This is a genomic window from Xanthomonas sp. NCPPB 3442 (genome assembly GCF_056725145.1).
On sequence record NZ_CM161514.1, the window covers coordinates 909,686 to 925,824 of the forward strand.

Annotated in this window: 18 protein-coding genes; 17 read left to right on the forward strand and 1 reads right to left on the reverse strand. The window is 64.8% G+C overall.

What is annotated here, in order from left to right; all coding sequences use genetic code 11:
- Window positions 1–91: 91 nt before the first annotated feature.
- The 6 genes from AC1POX_RS04155 (at window position 92) to AC1POX_RS04180 (ending at window position 6,379) form a co-directional block, all read left to right on the forward strand.
- Complete coding sequence (locus AC1POX_RS04155; RefSeq protein ID WP_136733225.1) at window positions 92–652, forward strand: DNA-deoxyinosine glycosylase; 561 nt, start codon at window positions 92–94, stop codon at window positions 650–652.
- A gap of 224 nt (window positions 653–876) precedes the next feature.
- Window positions 877–1,641, forward strand: coding sequence for a DUF2884 family protein (locus AC1POX_RS04160; protein WP_127166816.1), 765 nt, complete (start codon window positions 877–879; stop codon window positions 1,639–1,641).
- 129 nt (window positions 1,642–1,770) lie between these two features.
- Complete coding sequence (locus tag AC1POX_RS04165) at window positions 1,771–3,546, forward strand: dihydrolipoyllysine-residue acetyltransferase (RefSeq protein WP_372183713.1); 1,776 nt, start codon at window positions 1,771–1,773, stop codon at window positions 3,544–3,546.
- Window positions 3,543–4,190 carry a hypothetical protein gene (locus AC1POX_RS04170; RefSeq protein WP_008572889.1) on the forward strand — a complete coding sequence of 216 codons (648 nt, stop codon included), beginning with the start codon at window positions 3,543–3,545 and terminating at the stop codon, window positions 4,188–4,190. The genes AC1POX_RS04165 and AC1POX_RS04170 overlap by 4 nt, the downstream gene beginning before the upstream one ends.
- Before the next feature lie 16 nt (window positions 4,191–4,206).
- Window positions 4,207–6,030: a dihydrolipoyl dehydrogenase gene (lpdA, locus tag AC1POX_RS04175; protein WP_031424975.1), complete on the forward strand. Its 1,824-nt coding sequence runs from the start codon at window positions 4,207–4,209 to the stop codon at window positions 6,028–6,030.
- Between the two features lie 49 nt (window positions 6,031–6,079).
- Entirely contained in the window at window positions 6,080–6,379 is a 300-nt protein-coding gene (locus AC1POX_RS04180) for a hypothetical protein (RefSeq protein ID WP_031424974.1), read from the forward strand.
- 138 nt (window positions 6,380–6,517) lie between these two features.
- Here the strand turns inward: AC1POX_RS04180 and AC1POX_RS04185 are convergent, their stop codons facing one another.
- Window positions 6,518–7,330 carry a hypothetical protein gene (locus tag AC1POX_RS04185; RefSeq protein WP_008571043.1) on the reverse strand — a complete coding sequence of 271 codons (813 nt, stop codon included), beginning with the start codon at window positions 7,328–7,330 and terminating at the stop codon, window positions 6,518–6,520.
- Window positions 7,331–7,853: 523 nt separating this feature from the next.
- Here AC1POX_RS04185 and AC1POX_RS04190 point away from each other — a divergent pair.
- The 11 genes from AC1POX_RS04190 to AC1POX_RS04240 all read left to right on the forward strand — a co-directional run bounded on the left by AC1POX_RS04190 (window position 7,854) and on the right by AC1POX_RS04240 (window position 16,106).
- Window positions 7,854–8,219 (forward strand): hypothetical protein, encoded by a 366-nt coding sequence (locus tag AC1POX_RS04190; RefSeq protein ID WP_005920882.1) that lies wholly within the window; start codon window positions 7,854–7,856, stop codon window positions 8,217–8,219.
- 25 nt (window positions 8,220–8,244) lie between these two features.
- The gene (gene atpB / locus AC1POX_RS04195; protein WP_005914709.1) at window positions 8,245–9,045 is read left to right on the forward strand and encodes a F0F1 ATP synthase subunit A; all 801 of its coding nucleotides are present in this window, start codon (window positions 8,245–8,247) and stop codon (window positions 9,043–9,045) included.
- Window positions 9,046–9,117: 72 nt separating this feature from the next.
- Window positions 9,118–9,420: a F0F1 ATP synthase subunit C gene (atpE, locus tag AC1POX_RS04200; protein ID WP_002814105.1), complete on the forward strand. Its 303-nt coding sequence runs from the start codon at window positions 9,118–9,120 to the stop codon at window positions 9,418–9,420.
- Between the two features lie 114 nt (window positions 9,421–9,534).
- Complete coding sequence (locus tag AC1POX_RS04205) at window positions 9,535–10,005, forward strand: F0F1 ATP synthase subunit B (protein WP_003483999.1); 471 nt, start codon at window positions 9,535–9,537, stop codon at window positions 10,003–10,005.
- 3 nt (window positions 10,006–10,008) lie between these two features.
- Window positions 10,009–10,536 (forward strand): F0F1 ATP synthase subunit delta, encoded by a 528-nt coding sequence (locus AC1POX_RS04210; RefSeq protein WP_008571041.1) that lies wholly within the window; start codon window positions 10,009–10,011, stop codon window positions 10,534–10,536.
- 47 nt (window positions 10,537–10,583) lie between these two features.
- Window positions 10,584–12,131, forward strand: coding sequence for a F0F1 ATP synthase subunit alpha (gene atpA, locus AC1POX_RS04215; RefSeq protein WP_003484004.1), 1,548 nt, complete (start codon window positions 10,584–10,586; stop codon window positions 12,129–12,131).
- A 197-nt stretch (window positions 12,132–12,328) separates the two neighbouring features.
- Entirely contained in the window at window positions 12,329–13,192 is an 864-nt protein-coding gene (atpG, locus tag AC1POX_RS04220) for a F0F1 ATP synthase subunit gamma (protein ID WP_008571039.1), read from the forward strand.
- A gap of 142 nt (window positions 13,193–13,334) precedes the next feature.
- Window positions 13,335–14,741 carry a F0F1 ATP synthase subunit beta gene (gene atpD / locus AC1POX_RS04225; protein WP_003484008.1) on the forward strand — a complete coding sequence of 469 codons (1,407 nt, stop codon included), beginning with the start codon at window positions 13,335–13,337 and terminating at the stop codon, window positions 14,739–14,741.
- Between the two features lie 143 nt (window positions 14,742–14,884).
- The gene (locus AC1POX_RS04230) at window positions 14,885–15,307 is read left to right on the forward strand and encodes a F0F1 ATP synthase subunit epsilon (protein ID WP_003484011.1); all 423 of its coding nucleotides are present in this window, start codon (window positions 14,885–14,887) and stop codon (window positions 15,305–15,307) included.
- Between the two features lie 62 nt (window positions 15,308–15,369).
- Window positions 15,370–15,540, forward strand: a complete 171-nt coding sequence (locus tag AC1POX_RS04235) for a hypothetical protein (protein WP_154671624.1) — start codon at window positions 15,370–15,372, stop codon at window positions 15,538–15,540.
- The gene (locus AC1POX_RS04240) at window positions 15,537–16,106 is read left to right on the forward strand and encodes a chorismate mutase (protein WP_122272305.1); all 570 of its coding nucleotides are present in this window, start codon (window positions 15,537–15,539) and stop codon (window positions 16,104–16,106) included. Before AC1POX_RS04235 ends, AC1POX_RS04240 begins: the two co-directional genes overlap by 4 nt.
- The last annotated feature ends 33 nt before the right edge of the window (window positions 16,107–16,139 follow it).

The following is a 16,139-nucleotide window of genomic DNA, read 5'->3' on the forward strand; positions in this document are numbered from 1 at the left end:
ACTATTCCTAAAAATCTGAATCCACGCCCACCTGCGGCCCGCTAAAATTTCGTTTGTTCAGGAATTCCCCCAAGAAGGCCGTCGTTACGTCATGCAGTCTGAAAAAGACATTCACGCAGATGCGATTGCCGTGACGAAAAAACACCTCAGCCAAGGCTTGCCAGCGCACGTTCGCAGCGATTGCAGGGTGTTGCTGCTTGGTTCGATGCCCGGTGTCGCGTCACTGGAAGCCGCGCGTTACTACGCGCATCCACGCAATCGTTTCTGGCCGCTGATGCATGCCCTATTGGGCATTGATGCGGCCGCAAGCTATGCATTGCGCTTGCAAGCATTGCTCGACTATCGCGTGGGCCTGTGGGACGTCATCGGCCAATGCGAGCGGCGCGGCAGTCTGGATACGTCCATTGTGGCGGCGAGCATCGTGGTCAATCCGCTGCCCGCGTTGCTGGCCACGCTGCCGCAGCTGCGCATGGTGGCCTGCAATGGCGCTGCGGCAGCACAGGCCTGGCGCCGGCATGTACAGCCGCGGCTATCGGCGCAGCTTTGCGCGCTGCCAGTCGTCGCGTTGCCATCCACCAGCCCGGCCAATGCGGCCTGGTCGCTGCCGCGGCTGGCCGCAGCCTGGCAGCCGCTGTGCGATGCGCTGCGCTAGCCGAGGTAAGACAACGCGAGGTCGATATGGAATGCCAGCGTCGCAGTGACCGCGCCGCCGTCGCGATGCCGCCGCACTGATCGTTGACGTACGCTGCCCGCCTGCGGTCGACACCCGCGCTGCGCGCGTGGCGGCCATTGGCCAGAAGTCATGCCAGCCTCCGGCACAGGTCTGCGTGCCACAGGCGCAGGCATGCTGCAGCCGGTCCGCAACGGAGTGGCGAGATGGCGATCAAACACGCAATCACGATGGCAGCAGCTGCGCTGTTCGGGCTGTTGAGCGGCGCAGGGGTGGCCGCTGCCAAGGACCAGGACCTGCACTGCGAGGTCAGCAGCGATTACGACCTCACGCTCAACGCCCGCAGCCTGATCCTGATCCGCGAATCCGGCACGCCGCAGCGGCTGGTGATGCGCCAGGGCGCCCTGTTCGTCGACGACCGCTGGGTGGCATTGAGCGAAGACGATCGCGCCCGCCTGCTCCAGTTCGAGCGCCAGACCCGCGATGTGGTGCCGCTGGCGCAGGCAGTCGGGCGCGAAGCGGCCGATATCGCAGTCACCGCATTGGGCGAGGTGGCCGCCGGCTTTAGTCGCAGCCCCGACGCCACGCGCGCGCAGTTGGCAAACGTGCGCGAGAAGATCGATGTGCGCTTGAAGCAGAGCTTCAGCAAGAGCCAGCTGACCCCGATCGATATCGACGACGACATCGGCGCGCTGGTGGCCGAGCTGCTGCCGCAGCTGATCGGCGATGTGGTGGCCGGCGCGGTGCAGTCCGCGATCACCGGGAATGACGTGCAGCTGCGTTCGCTCGATGGCATGGAGGCGCGCATCGAGCGCCTGGTCGAGCCGCAGGCGCGTGCACTGCGGCCACGCGCGCACCAGTTGTGCCAGCGCCTGGAAGCGCTCGATGCGCTGGACAATGCGCTAGCGTATCGTTTGCCGTCGGGCGAGCCACTGCAACTGTTGCGGGTCGATCGGCGCGTGGCGAAATGATCGGCATACGCACGCATGCGGACGCTGCATCCCGCCGGGCGCGCGATTTTTTGCACGGCAATGGTTGGCGCTGCGGCCCGCAGCCGGCCACAATAGCGGTTTCCCCATTCTGTTGCCGGAGTTCCCCGTATGGCCGAAATCAAGGAAGCACTTGTCCCCGATATCGGTGACTACAGCGACGTCCCGGTAATCGAGGTGCTGGTGTCCGTCGGCGATACGGTCAGCAAGGACCAGAGCCTGGTCACGCTGGAATCTGACAAGGCCACCATGGAAGTGCCTTCGTCGGTGGCGGGCGTGGTCAAGGAACTCAAGGTCAAGGTCGGCGATTCGCTCTCGCAGGGCGCGCTGGTGGCGTTGATCGAAGTGGCCGATGCCGGCGCCGAGACCGCCAAGCCCGCCGCTGCCGCGGCGCCCGCCGCACCGGCCAAGGCGGCGCCCGCCGCCGCCCCGGCACCGGCCGCCAAGGCCGAATCTGCTGCGCCAGCGGCTTCCTCGGACGGCGGCCTGATCGAAGCGCGCGTGCCCGATATCGGCGACTACACCGACATCCCGGTGATCGAGGTGCTGGTGGCCGTGGGCGATACCGTCGCCAAGGACCAGAGCCTGGTCACGCTGGAATCGGACAAGGCCACGATGGAAGTCCCGTCCTCGGCCGCCGGTGTGGTCAAGGAACTCAAGGTCAAGGTCGGCGACACGCTCTCGCAGGGCAATGTGGTGGCGATCATCGCGGCCAGCGATGGCGGCACCGGTGCGGCGCAGTCGCCGGCCAAGCCCACCACCGACACCGCCGAAACCGCGGGCAAGGTCGAGCCGGTTGCCGTCCCGGCCGAGCCGGACAAGCTGGCCCAGCGCGAGATCGCGCAGGTGCAGGGCGCGCGTTCCGGCGCCGGCACGCAGGCAGCGCAAGGCGGCCAGCCGTCCGCGGGCAACCCGAGCAGCCCGCCGGTGACCTTCGATGCCGACAGCGTGCTGCCGTCCAAGGTGCCGTACGCCAGCCCGGTGGTGCGCGTGTTCGCACGCGAATTGGGCGTGGACCTGAACCAGCTCAAGGGCAGCGAAAAGGGCGGCCGCATCACCCGTGAAGACGTGCAGCGGTATGTGAAGGCTGCACTCAGCGGTGGCGCACCGGCCGCAGCCGGCGCTGCGCCTGCCGGTGGCGGCAACGGCCTGAACCTGCTGGCCTGGCCCAAGGTGGACTTCAGCAAGTTCGGCGAGACCGAAACCCAGCCGCTGTCGCGCATCAAGAAGATTTCCGGTGCCAACCTGGCGCGCAACTGGGCCATGATTCCGCACGTCACCCAGTTCGAGTCGGCCGACATCACCGACCTGGAAGCCCTGCGCGTGGCGCTCAACAAGGAAAACGAGAAGGCCGGCATCAAGCTGACCATGCTCGCCTTCCTGGTCAAGGCCAGCGCCGCGGCGCTGAAGAAGTTCCCCGAGTTCAACGCCTCGCTGGACGCGGCCGGCGAGAACCTCACCCTGAAGAAGTACTTCCACATCGGGTTTGCGGCCGATACGCCCAACGGCCTGGTGGTGCCGGTGATCCGCGATGTCGACAAGAAGGGCGTGCTGCAGATCGCGCAGGAAAGCGGCGAGCTGGCCAAGAAGGCGCGCGACGGCAAGCTGGGCCCGGCCGACATGAGCGGCGGCTGCTTCTCGATCAGCTCGCTCGGCGGTATCGGCGGCACCGCGTTCACCCCGATCATCAATGCGCCGGAAGTGGCGATCCTGGGCGTATCCAAGTCGGCGATGCAGCCGGTGTGGAACGGTAAGGAGTTCGCGCCGAAGCTGATGCTGCCGTTGTCGCTGAGCTATGACCACCGCGTCATCGACGGCGCCCTGGCAGCCCGTTTCACCACCTACCTCAGCCAGGTGCTGGCCGACATGCGTCGCGTCCTGCTGTGAGGGCCGCGCTGCTGACCATCGCCGCGCTCGGCGTGCTGCCGTGGGCAAACGCGGCCGCACGCGAATGCGAGAGCACGCTCGGCCGCGGCTGGCCGCCGGCCGTGGGCAACTACGGCACTGCCGTGACCACGTTGCTGGATGGCGGCACCAAGCCGGCCTTGTCGTTGCTGACGCTGCCCACACGTGGGGTAGAGAGCGCGGTGTCGCTGGTGCCGGGCAAGGAAGGCGCCGACTGGACCCTGCGGCATAGCCGCGCCGACGAGCGCGTCTACAGCTGGGTCAGCCAGACCGACCGCGGCAGCGTGCAGTTCCGCACCGAGCAGACCCCGGAAACGGTCGAGGTCCCGATCCCGGCGCCGTTGGCCAAGCGCCTGGTCAGCAACTGGACCAACACGCTGACCCAGCTCGCACCGAACGGACGCACCGCGCCGGTGAGCGAGGGCGAAGTGCTCTCGTTCCAGGTCGATGGCGTGCGCTACAGCGGCGCGCGCCCCAGCTGCGGTGCCGGCGAGTTGCTGCTGAAACAGGCCGCGCTGCTGATCGAAGCCAGCGAAGGCAAGGAAAAGAAGCGCGACAAGCGCTGGACCCAAATCGAATCGTCGCTGGATGAACTCCAGCAGACGCTTGCCGGCACGGCCGGTTGAGCTACAGGAGAAGCAAATGGCGGTCATTGAAATCAAGGTTCCCGACATCGGCGATTACAGCGATGTCCCCGTCATCGAAGTGCTGGTCGCCGTTGGCGACAGCGTGGCCAAGGACCAGGGCCTGGTAACGCTGGAATCGGACAAGGCCACGCTGGAAGTGCCGTCCTCGGCGGCCGGTGTGGTCAAGGAACTCAAGGTCAAGGTCGGCGACACCCTGTCCGAAGGCGCGCTCGTGCTGCTGCTCGAAACCGAAGGCGAGGCTGCCGCGCCGGCCAAGGCCGAACCCAAGGCTGCCCCGGCCGCTGCAGCGCCTGCCGCCGCACCGGGCAGCAAGCCGCCGGTGACGCCGTCGCACCGTGCCCCGGCCGAGCCGGCCGCGCCCAAGCCGGCGCTGGCCAGCGGCAAGCCGGCCGACATCGAATGCAAGATGGTGGTGCTCGGCGCCGGCCCCGGCGGCTACACCGCTGCGTTCCGCGCGGCCGATCTGGGCCTGGAGACGGTGCTGATCGAGCGCTACGCCAGCCTGGGCGGTGTCTGCCTCAACGTCGGCTGCATCCCGTCCAAGGCGCTGCTGCATGCCGCCGCGGTGATCGACGAAGTGGCCCATGCCGGCGACTTCGGCGTGGACTTCGGTCAGCCCAAGATCACCCTGGACAAACTGCGCGAGTACAAGGAAAAAGTGGTCGGCAAGCTCACCGGCGGCCTGGCCAGCATGGCCAAGCAGCGCAAGGTGCGCACCGTCACCGGCGTGGCCAGCTTCGTCTCGCCCAATGAGCTGGAAATCGTCGGCGACGACGGCAAGACCCAACTGCTGCGCTTTGAGCACTGCATCATCGCCGCCGGCTCGCAGGCGGTGAAGCTGCCCAACTTCCCATGGGACGACAAGCGCGTGATGGACTCCACCGACGCGCTGGAGCTGCACGACATTCCCAAGACCCTGCTGGTGGTCGGCGGCGGCATCATCGGCCTGGAAATGGCCACGGTGTACAGTGCGCTCGGCAGCAAGGTCACCGTGGTCGAGTTCATGGACCAGCTGATGCCGGGCGCCGACAAGGACCTGGTCAAGCCGCTGGCCGATCGCCTGAAAAAGCAGGGCGTCGAGGTCCATCTCAAGACCAAGGCCACCGACGTCAAGGCCGACAAGGCCGGCATCACCGTGTCCTTCGAAGCGGCTGTGGAAGGCGAAAAGCCCGGCCTGCAGGCCACCACGTACGACCGCGTGCTGGTCGCCGTGGGCCGTAGCCCGAACGGCAAGAAGATCGGTGCGGAAAAGGCCGGCGTCACCGTCACCGAGCGCGGCTTCATTCCGGTCGATCGGCAGATGCGCACCAACGTGCCGCACATCTTCGCCATCGGCGACATCGTCGGTAACCCGATGCTGGCGCACAAGGCCACCCACGAGGGCAAGCTTGCCGCCGAAGTGGCTGCCGGCGAGAAGAAGGAATGGGTGGCGCGGGTGATCCCGTCGGTGGCCTACACCAACCCGGAAATCGCCTGGGTCGGCGTCACCGAGACCGAAGCCAAGGCCAAGGGCCTGAAGGTGGGCGTGGCCAAGTTCCCGTGGGCCGCCAGCGGCCGCGCGATCGGCATCGGCCGTACCGAAGGTTTCACCAAGCTGATCTTCGATGAACAGACGCATCGCGTGATCGGCGGCGCCATCGTCGGCGTGCATGCCGGCGACCTGCTGGCTGAAATTGGCCTGGCGATCGAAATGGGTGCCGAGGCCGAAGACATCGGCCACACCATCCACGCGCACCCGACCCTGAGCGAGTCGGTCGGCATGGCCGCCGAGGTCTACGACGGCACCATCACCGATCTGTACATCCCCAAGAAGAAGTGACGCCGCTCCGCACGACCGTGCCGCCACGTGTGGCACGGTCGCCGCGGTGGTGACGCCATGCACGGAGGTCGCCGTGGGGCAGGGCAATCTGTGTCCCGAACTGCAGGCGCTGCTGCAGCGCGAATTGGCCGGCGGCAACCGTATCGCCGAGCCGCCGCGGAGGACCGACTGGCCCCATCCGGGCTCGGTGTTCGTCTCGCTGAAGCGCGACTTGCGCAGCGACGTGGCGTCGCTGCCGGCGACGGTGCAGCATGCGATCTGCACCGATCCGCACTACGGGTGGCACGACGAGTGCTACTGCATCACGCACCAGCATCTGTTGGTAGCGGGTGCGACCAAGCCGCCCTGAGCCTGTGTCCGCTGCTGCCCTGTGGCCGGCGCCGCGTCGGTGACGTGCCACGCATCCGTCAAACGACAAAACCCCGCATCGCTGCGGGGTTCTGCATGAAGCTGCTTTTCGGGTCCCGGGTCCCGGGTCCCGAGAGGATCAGAACGCGAACGTCACGCCTGCCACCGGGCCCTTGAACTCCTGCTTCAGGCCGACCAGGCCGTCGCTGCCCTCGCGGTCCACGTCCAGCTTGAACCAGTCGTAGCCGGCGAAAATGCCGAAGTTCTTGGTGAAGCGGTATTCGGCAATCGCGTTGGCGCGGCTCAGGTCGCCATCGTAGTCGCCGAAGTCGCCCCAACTGGTGTTGAGGTACTGGCCCTGCACATTGAACAGCCAGTGTTCGCTGGGACGCGCGGTGAAGCGGATACCGACGACCGGCGCAACGCCGTCTTCGCTTTCGTCCAAGACGTCGCCACTGAACAGCGTGCCCAGATCGGCGTAGGCATTGGCCTCGACCTTGGCGTACTCGGCACCAATCTGCAGGCCCAGGCTGAATTCCGGAGAATCGATCACCGAGTAGTCGTACACGAAAGTGGCGACCTGGTACTTCAGCTCGCCCTTGATGAAGCTGCCGGACGGCACGGTCACGCCGCCGGCGCTCAGATCCTGGCTCAGGGTCTCGCGGCGATCCTTGTCGTACTTGAAGTAGTCGAAGATCAGGCGCTGGCGGGTGCTGATGCGGAACACGCCATCCACGCGCGGCTCCCATTCCTTGCCGCCCAACTTGAAATCTTCGTTGACCGAGACATTGTTGCCGGCCAGCAGGGTGTTGCCGCGCAGGGTGTTGTCGTTGTCGACATTCATCGCGCCAAGGCGGAGCTGGAAGCGATCATCGGTGTCTTCGGCGTGTGCGGGCGCGACATAGGCGACGGCCAGGACGCACGGGATCGCCAGTGCGAGGAGGTGTTTCATGGGGGCTCCGAATTCTTGGAATGGTCAGGCGGTTCGGCCTGTGCAGCGCATAGTCGATAAGCGCGCGTCTTTCAAAAGTGAAGGGGCCGTCCAGTGGGCGTGAAGGCGGCCGTAGCAATCGGACAAAACGGTCCGCTTTGCTAATTCTTTGGTGGAGTCACGGAACACGTGCAGCGGCGCTGCCAAGGGTCGTTCGGAGGCAACGCAAACCAGGAAATCGATTGGACCGCCGATGGGAAGGTCGCAGGGTGCGACAAAATGCGTACAAAAGCAGGAGCCCCGGTCTCCCAGGGCTCCCAGACGCGGCCTGCGGCGCTACCTTTCGACGAGGATGTGCAGGCCTCGCAAGTTCTGACCGCTGGTTTGTGGCAAAGTTCCCACCCGCGACGGGGGCAGCCATGTGGTGCGTTGCAGCAAGCGATGACCTCTGCCGGTTGTCTCGCAATTTGTCCCATTGCTATACTTTCGCGGCTCGACGAGGCGCAGCTGCGCTTCCCACTCATTCACACGTAAGGTAACCGTAGTGCTGAACTCCGTTGACGCGGGTCGGCGGTTGATGCTGCGCGCTGCGGTATATCCGCTTGCCGCCGTAGCTATAACCAGTCTGGGGTTGCTGTTGGTCGGTCCCCGTTACGCTGCCGGTCTGGCATTGACCGGATTTGCGACGGTGCTGGGCGGTTGGGTTGCGGCACGTACCGCGCTAGGTGGCGGTATCCAGGCAGCGGGCATCGCCATGGTGCGGCTGATCCTGGCGATGGTGCTGAAGTGGGTGTTGGTTTTCGTGGCGCTGGCGCTGGGCTTCGGCCTGTGGCGGCTGCCTCCTCTGGCTTTGTTGGCGGGTATCGCCATCGGGCTGATTTTTCAGGTTCTGGCTCTGGCCAGGCGTTGATTCGAACTTAAAGGGCTCCGGACACATGGCGGGCGAGGCAGCAACACCTACCTCCTATATCCAGCATCACTTGCAGAACCTGATCGTTCCGGTTCGCGATGGTGGCGGCACGTTTTGGACCATCCACCTCGACACCCTGATCATGGCGGTGTTGATGGGCCTGGTCATGGTCCTGGCGTTCTGGACGGCGACCCGCAATGCCACGGCCGGCGTGCCGGGCAAGTGGCAGGCGTTCGTGGAAATCTGCCTGGAGTTCGTCGACCGCCAGGCCAAGGACACCTACCACGGCAGCAGCAAGCTGGTGACGCCGATCGCGATCACCATCTTCTTCTGGATCCTGTTGATGAACCTCATCAAGATGATCCCGGCCGATTTCATCGCCATTCCGCTGGGTTGGGCCGGCGTGCACGCCTGGAAGCCGGTGCCGACCGCCGACGTCAACGCCACCTTGGGCATGTCGATCAGCGTGTTCTTCCTGATGATCGTGTTCTCGCTGCGCTCCAAGGGCGTGGGCGGCATGACCAAGGAATTCCTGACGGCGCCGTTCGGCAAGTGGATGATGCCGTTCAACCTGCTTTTGAACATCGTCGAGTGGCTGAGCAAGCCGATTTCGTTGGCGATGCGACTGTTCGGCAACATGTTCGGCGGCGAGATCGTCTTCCTGCTGATCTGGGTGCTGGGCGGTGCAGGCATCGCCGGCATGGTTGCTGGCGGCGCATTCGGCCTGGGCTGGATGCTGTTCCACCTGCTGGTGATTCCGCTGCAGGCCTTCATTTTCATGATGCTGTCGATCGTGTACCTGAGCCTGGCTGAAGACAGTCACTGAGTTTGCGTCACCCTTCATCTGCTTTATTCCGCTTCATCCATCACCCTTAGAAACTTTCGTTCGGAGATCACCATGTACCTCGCCGTCCTGACCAACCTCGCTCAAGTCCAGAGCTCCACCGTCCTCGCCGTCGGCATCATGATCGGCCTGGCCGCGCTGGGTGCCGGCCTCGGTCTGGCCATCATGGCTGGCAAGTTCCTGGAATCGGCTGCGCGCCAGCCGGAACTGATCCCGGTGCTGCAGGTTCGTATGTTCATCACCGCCGGCCTGATCGACGCCGCGTTCATCATCAGCGTCGCCGTCGGCCTGCTGTTCGCCTTCGCCAACCCGCTGGCCCAGGTGTTCATCGAGCGTCTGTCGCAGGCTGCCGGCTGATCCAGCGGTAGCAGGATGTGGATGCGGCCCTTGGCGGTTGCATCCGCGGATGAAGGTCGGAAAGCGCCGCCCGCGCGGTGGCGCTTTCACCCCTAAACAGCGATTGAGCGACCCATGGATATCACCCTTACCATCTTTGCCCAGGCGCTGGCCTTCGCCGGTCTGATCTGGATCGTCGCGACCAAGATCTGGCCGCCGCTGCTGCAGGCGATCGAAGAGCGTCAGCAAAAGATTGCTGAAGGTCTGGCTGCGGCCGACCGCAGTCAGAAGGACCTGGCGCAGGCGCAGGAAAAGGTCAACGAAGCACTGAAGGACGCACGCACCAAGGCCAACGAGATCATCGATCAGGCCCATGCGCGCGCCAACCAGATCATCGAAGCGGCCAAGCTGGAGGCAATTGCCGAAGCCAACCGTCAGAAGGATCTGGCGCAGACCGAAATCGACGCATCCGCCACGCGTGCCCGCGAGGAGCTGCGCAAGCAGGTCTCGGTGCTGGCCGTCAGCGGTGCAGAAAAGCTGCTCAAGCGCGAAATCGATGCCAACGCCCACAAGGCGCTGCTCGACGAGCTGGCGGCGGAGATTTAAGCGATGAGTCAGGCCCTCACCCTTGCCCGTCCCTACGGCCGTGCCGCGTTTGCGATCGCGCGTGAGGGCGGCAACTTCGCGCCCTGGTCCGATGCGCTGGCGTTTTCGGCGCAGGTGGCCGGCGACCCGCGCGTGGCCGCATTGCTGCTCAACCCGGCCCTTGGCCAGGAACAGGCAGTGACGCTGCTGGCCCCGCCGCAGGCGGGCGAGGACTATCTGCGTTTCCTCGGCGTGCTTGCCGATGCGCAGCGGCTGTCGCTGCTGCCGGAAGTGGCAGGCTTGTACGAACAACTGCGTGCCGAGGCCGAACATGTCGTCAAGGCGACGGTGACCTCGGCCGCTGCAATGAGCCAGACCGAACTCGACACGATCGCTGCTGCGCTGAAGAAGCGCTTCGGCCGCGACGTGGACATCACCACCGCAGTCGATGCGTCGCTGATCGGCGGCGCGGTGATCGACACCGGCGACGTGGTCATCGACGGCTCGCTGAAGGGCAAGCTTGCGCGTCTGCAAAGCTCGCTCGCCCACTGAATTCACATAAACGCACGGCCCTCGCGGCCGGCACCTAGGACTGAACGATGGCAACCACGCTCAACCCCTCCGAAATCAGCGACCTGATCAAGACCCGCATCGAAGCGGTCAAGCTGTCCGCAGAGTCGCGCAACGAAGGCTCCGTGACCAGCGTGTCCGACGGCATCGTGCGCATCTTCGGCCTGGCCGACGTGATGCAGGGCGAAATGATCGAACTGCCGAACAACACCTTCGCGCTGGCACTGAACCTGGAGCGCGATTCTGTCGGCGCCGTGGTGCTGGGCGACTACGAAAGCCTGCGCGAAGGCGACGTGGCCAAGACCACCGGCCGCATCCTGGAAGTGCCGGTGGGTCCGGAACTGCTGGGTCGCGTGGTCAACGCACTGGGCGAGCCGATCGACGGCAAGGGCCCGCTGGGCGCCACCCAGACCGCACCGGTGGAGCGCGTTGCGCCCGGCGTGATCTGGCGCAAGTCGGTCGACCAGCCGGTGCAGACCGGCTACAAGTCGGTCGATGCGATGATTCCGATCGGCCGTGGCCAGCGCGAGCTGGTCATCGGTGACCGTCAGACCGGCAAGACCGCGCTGGCGATCGACGCGGTGATCAACCAGAAGGGCACCGGCATCAAGTGCGTGTACGTGGCGATCGGCCAGAAGGCCTCGACCGTTGCCAACATCGTGCGCAAGCTGGAAGAAAACGGCGCGCTGGCGCACACCGTGGTGGTGGCTGCCACCGCGTCTGAATCGGCCGCGATGCAGTACATCAGCCCCTACGCCGGTTGCACCATGGGCGAGTACTTCATGGATCGCGGCGAAGACGCGCTGATCGTGTATGACGATCTGTCCAAGCAGGCCGTGGCCTACCGCCAGATCTCGCTGCTGCTCAAGCGCCCGCCGGGTCGCGAAGCCTATCCGGGCGACGTGTTCTATCTGCACTCCCGCCTGCTCGAGCGCGCCGCGCGCGTGTCCGAGGAATACGTGGAGAAGTTCACCAACGGTGCGGTGACCGGCAAAACCGGCTCGCTGACTGCGCTGCCGATCATCGAAACCCAGGCCGGCGACGTGTCCGCGTTCGTGCCGACCAACGTGATCTCGATCACCGACGGCCAGATCTTCCTGGAAACCGACCTGTTCAATGCCGGTATCCGTCCGGCCGTCAACGCCGGTATCTCGGTGTCGCGCGTCGGTGGCGCCGCCCAGACCAAGATCATCAAGAAGCTGTCCGGCGGCATCCGTATCTCGCTGGCGCAGTACCGCGAGCTGGCGGCGTTCGCGCAGTTCGCCTCGGACCTGGACGAAGCCACCCGCAAGCAGCTCGAGCGCGGTCAGCGCGTCACCGAGCTGATGAAGCAGAAGCAGTACGCGCCGATGTCCATCGCCAACCAGGCGCTGTCGATCTACGCCGTCAACGAGGGCTACCTGGACGACGTGCCGGTCAACAAGCTGCTGGCGTTCGAGGAAGGCCTGCACGCGCACTTCGCCAACACCCAGGGCGAGCTGGTCTCCAAGATCAACAGCACCGGCGGTTGGGACAACGACATCGAAGCCAGCTTCAAGAAAGGCATCGAAGAGTTCAAGACCACGGGCAGCTGGTAAGCCAGTCGCCGGGATTTGGGATTGGGCATTCGGGATTCGTAGGAGCGATGGTTCGGGGCGTTGGCCGATTTCGAATCGTTGTTCCCATATCCCAGAAGTTAGGCATCCGGGGTTCGCGGAAGCGGTGAGGTAGGGAGGCTGTTGCCAATCCCCAATCCCGATTCCCGAATCTCACTAAGCGAGCGAAGCGAGCGAGTATGGCAGGCGGACGCGAAATCAAAACCAAGATCAAGAGCGTGCAGAACACCCGCAAGGTGACGCGCGCGCTCGAAATGGTCTCGGCCTCCAAGATCCGCAAGGCGCAGGAGCGCATGAAGACCTCGCGTCCGTATGCGCAGGCGATGAAGCAGGTGATCGGGCATCTGGCGCAGGCCAGCACCGATTTCCAGCATCCGTTCCTGGTCGAGCGCGAACAGGTCAAGCGGGTCGGCTATATCGTGATCTCGTCCGACCGCGGCCTGGCCGGCGGTCTGAACAACAACCTGTTCCGCAAGATGCTGGGCGAAGTACGCCCGTGGCAGGACACCGGTGCCGAGATCGACGTGGTGACCATCGGCCAGAAGGCCTCGGCGTTCTTCCGTCGCATCAAGGTCAACATGGTCGGCAGCGTGACCCACCTGGGCGACAGCCCGCAGGTGGAGCAGCTGATCGGCGTGATCAAGGTGATGATCGATGCCTTCATCGAAGGCAAGGTGGACCGCGTCTACCTGGTCTACAACCGCTTCGTGAACACCATGACGCAGAAGGCCAGCTTCGATCAGCTGCTGCCGCTGCCGGCCGCCGAACACAAGGTGGCGCACCACGATTGGGACTACCTGTACGAACCCGATGCCGCCACCGTGCTGGAGCACGTGATGACGCGCTACATCGAGTCGCTGGTGTACCAGGCCGTGCTGGAAAACGTTGCGTCCGAACATGCCGCGCGCATGGTGGCGATGAAGGCCGCCAGCGACAACGCCAACAAGATGATCGGCACCTTGCAACTGGTCTACAACAAGGCACGTCAGGCGGCGATTACCCAGGAAATTTCGGAAATCGTCAGCGGCGCAGCGGCTGTATAAGTACGCCGGGATTGGGGATTCGGGATTGGTTGGAGCGCAGCGAAGTGCGCCCTTGCGAATCCCCAATCACGAATCCCAAATCACAAATTCCACGAGATGGCATCGGCCACTCGGACAGAACAAAGCTAACCGGAGCAGCAAAATGAGTCAGGGCAAGATCGTTCAGATCATCGGCGCGGTCGTCGACGTCGAATTCCCGCGCAATGAAGTGCCGAAGGTGTATCACGCGCTGAAGGTCGACGGCACCGAAATCACCCTGGAAGTGCAGCAGCAGCTCGGCGACGGCGTGGTGCGCACGATTGCGCTCGGCTCCACCGACGGCCTGAAGCGCAACCTGGTCGCCACCAACACCGAACGCGCCATCTCGGTGCCGGTCGGTGCCGGTACGCTGGGTCGCATCATGGACGTGCTGGGTCGCCCGATCGACGAAGCCGGCGACGTGCAGGCCTCGGACCACTGGGAAATCCATCGCGGCGCACCGTCGTATGAAGACCAGTCCTCCAGCACCGAATTGCTGGAAACCGGCATCAAGGTGATCGACCTGATGTGCCCGTTTGCCAAGGGCGGCAAGGTCGGCCTGTTCGGCGGCGCCGGCGTCGGCAAGACCGTCAACATGATGGAACTGATCAACAACATCGCTAAGGCGCACTCGGGCTTGTCCGTGTTCGCCGGCGTGGGCGAGCGTACCCGCGAGGGCAACGACTTCTACCACGAGATGAAGGACTCCAACGTCCTGGACAAGGTGGCGATGGTCTACGGCCAGATGAACGAGCCGCCGGGCAACCGTCTGCGCGTGGCATTGACCGGCCTGACCATGGCCGAGTACTTCCGCGACGAGAAGGACGCCAGCGGCAAGGGCAAGGACGTGCTGCTGTTCGTGGACAACATCTACCGCTACACGCTGGCCGGTACCGAAGTGTCCGCGCTGCTCGGCCGCATGCCGTCGGCGGTGGGCTACCAGCCGACCCTGGCCGAGGAAATGGGCGTGCTGCAGGAGCGCATCACCTCGACCAAGAGCGGTTCGATCACCTCGATCCAGGCCGTGTACGTGCCTGCGGACGACCTGACCGACCCGTCGCCGGCGACCACCTTCGCCCACCTGGACTCGACCGTCACGCTGAGCCGTAACATCGCCTCGCTGGGTATCTACCCGGCGGTGGATCCGCTGGACTCCACCAGCCGCCAGATGGATCCGCTGGTGATCGGCCACGAGCATTACGACACCGCCCAGCGCGTCCAGCAGACCTTGCAGAAGTACAAGGAACTGAAGGACATCATCGCCATCCTGGGCATGGACGAGCTGAGCGAAGAAGACAAGCAGTCGGTGTCGCGCGCACGCAAGATCGAGCGCTTCTTCAGCCAGCCCTTCCACGTGGCCGAAGTGTTCACCGGTTCGCCGGGCAAGTACGTGTCGCTGAAGGACACCATCCGCGGCTTCAAGGCGATCTGCGACGGCGAATACGACCACCTGCCGGAGCAGGCGTTCTACATGGTCGGCAGCATCGAAGAAGCGGTCGAGAAAGCCAACAAGATGAGCGCCAAGGCGTAAGAGCCGGGATTTGGCATTCGGGATTCGGGATTTGGTACGGCGGTAATTGGGGAGCGGAAACGAGGTGAGTGACCACAGTGAAAGCTGCGGTTGCCAATCCCGAATCCCGCATCCCCAATCCCCGCCTCACAGAGTGAGGCAGCATGAGCACTATCCGTTGCGACATCGTCAGCGCCGAGAAGGAAATCTTCCACGGTGAGGCGACGCTGGTCGTGGCTACCGGCGAGTTGGGCGAGCTGGGCATTGCGCCCAAGCACGCGCCGCTGATCACACGCCTGAAGCCGGGCAAGGTGGTGGTGACCACCGCCAATGGCGAACAGCTGGATTTCGCCATTTCCGGCGGCATCCTGGAAGTGCAGCCGCAGGTGGTGACCATCCTGGTCGACACCGCGGTGCGTGCGCAGGACATTGACGAGGCGGCCGTGCGCAAGGTCAAGGAAGAGGCCGAGCGGCTGCTGGCCAACCGTGGCAACACGGTGGACGTGGCCGAGGCACAGCGTCAGCTGGCCGAAGCGACAGTACAGCTGCAGGCGCTGGAGCGCTTGCGTCGCAACCTCAAGCACTAAGCGTGGTCTGTCCACTCCAGGGTGGGCATGCACGTCCGACTGCTGCAAGTTCGTCTGCAGATATGAAGTTCGAAACGCCGACCATCGTGTCGGCGTTTTCGTTTTTGGAGCGCCGCGTGCGGGTGCGTGAATCCGCGGTGGCGCGCGGCAGGCACACTGCGTGCCTTGGCGCACCGCTGCACCGCAGCGCTGCATGGCAAGCTTATCCCGGCACGTTGAGGAAGATGGCATGACCCGTTCGATCGATGGCATTCGCGCTTACATGGTGAGCGGCCTGTTGGCCGCCGGACTGCTGGGGTGCGCATGGCCGGCGCGCAGCCAGCCGCCGTTGGATCTGCTGATGGATCGCATCGTGCAGCGCAATGCCATTGGCGATGCGGTAGCGCTAAGCAAGTGGGACAGCGGCAAGCCGGTGCTGGATCAGGCGCGCGAGGCGGCGGTGCTGCAGAGCGTGCGCGATCAGGCGCCGGCGCATGGGCTGGATGCCGACGACGCGGCGCGTTTCTTCGGCGCGCAAATCGAGGCCAACAAGTCGGTGCAGTACGCGCTGCTCAACCATTGGCACGAGCGCGGACATGCGCCGAACACCGCACGTCCGGATCTCACCGCGCTGCGCGCTCGCCTGGATCAACTGCAGGGCGAACTGCTCGATGCGCTGGCCGATGTGGCCTCGGCGCGCAGCGCGCCCGACTGCCCGGCCAGCACCGCGCGCGCCGCTGCGCATTACGCAGAGCAGTGGCAGCTGGATGCGCTGCATCGTGCGGCACTGGTGCGCGGCCTGGGCGATTTTTGCCACTGATCCATAGCGGCAACGTGTCTGCGAGACCAACGC

Coding starts and splice junctions, on each gene's coding strand:
- atpB (WP_005914709.1), top strand. CDS start 8,245: ATGGCGGGCGAGGCAGCAACACCTACCTCCTATATCCAGCATCACTTG.
- AC1POX_RS04155 (WP_136733225.1), top strand. CDS start 92: ATGCAGTCTGAAAAAGACATTCACGCAGATGCGATTGCCGTGACGAAA.
- AC1POX_RS04205 (WP_003483999.1), top strand. CDS start 9,535: ATGGATATCACCCTTACCATCTTTGCCCAGGCGCTGGCCTTCGCCGGT.
- atpE (WP_002814105.1), top strand. CDS start 9,118: ATGTACCTCGCCGTCCTGACCAACCTCGCTCAAGTCCAGAGCTCCACC.
- AC1POX_RS04230 (WP_003484011.1), top strand. CDS start 14,885: ATGAGCACTATCCGTTGCGACATCGTCAGCGCCGAGAAGGAAATCTTC.
- atpG (WP_008571039.1), top strand. CDS start 12,329: ATGGCAGGCGGACGCGAAATCAAAACCAAGATCAAGAGCGTGCAGAAC.
- lpdA (WP_031424975.1), top strand. CDS start 4,207: ATGGCGGTCATTGAAATCAAGGTTCCCGACATCGGCGATTACAGCGAT.
- atpD (WP_003484008.1), top strand. CDS start 13,335: ATGAGTCAGGGCAAGATCGTTCAGATCATCGGCGCGGTCGTCGACGTC.
- atpA (WP_003484004.1), top strand. CDS start 10,584: ATGGCAACCACGCTCAACCCCTCCGAAATCAGCGACCTGATCAAGACC.
- AC1POX_RS04185 (WP_008571043.1), bottom strand. CDS start 7,330: ATGAAACACCTCCTCGCACTGGCGATCCCGTGCGTCCTGGCCGTCGCC.
- AC1POX_RS04235 (WP_154671624.1), top strand. CDS start 15,370: ATGAAGTTCGAAACGCCGACCATCGTGTCGGCGTTTTCGTTTTTGGAG.
- AC1POX_RS04210 (WP_008571041.1), top strand. CDS start 10,009: ATGAGTCAGGCCCTCACCCTTGCCCGTCCCTACGGCCGTGCCGCGTTT.
- AC1POX_RS04240 (WP_122272305.1), top strand. CDS start 15,537: ATGACCCGTTCGATCGATGGCATTCGCGCTTACATGGTGAGCGGCCTG.
- AC1POX_RS04160 (WP_127166816.1), top strand. CDS start 877: ATGGCGATCAAACACGCAATCACGATGGCAGCAGCTGCGCTGTTCGGG.
- AC1POX_RS04165 (WP_372183713.1), top strand. CDS start 1,771: ATGGCCGAAATCAAGGAAGCACTTGTCCCCGATATCGGTGACTACAGC.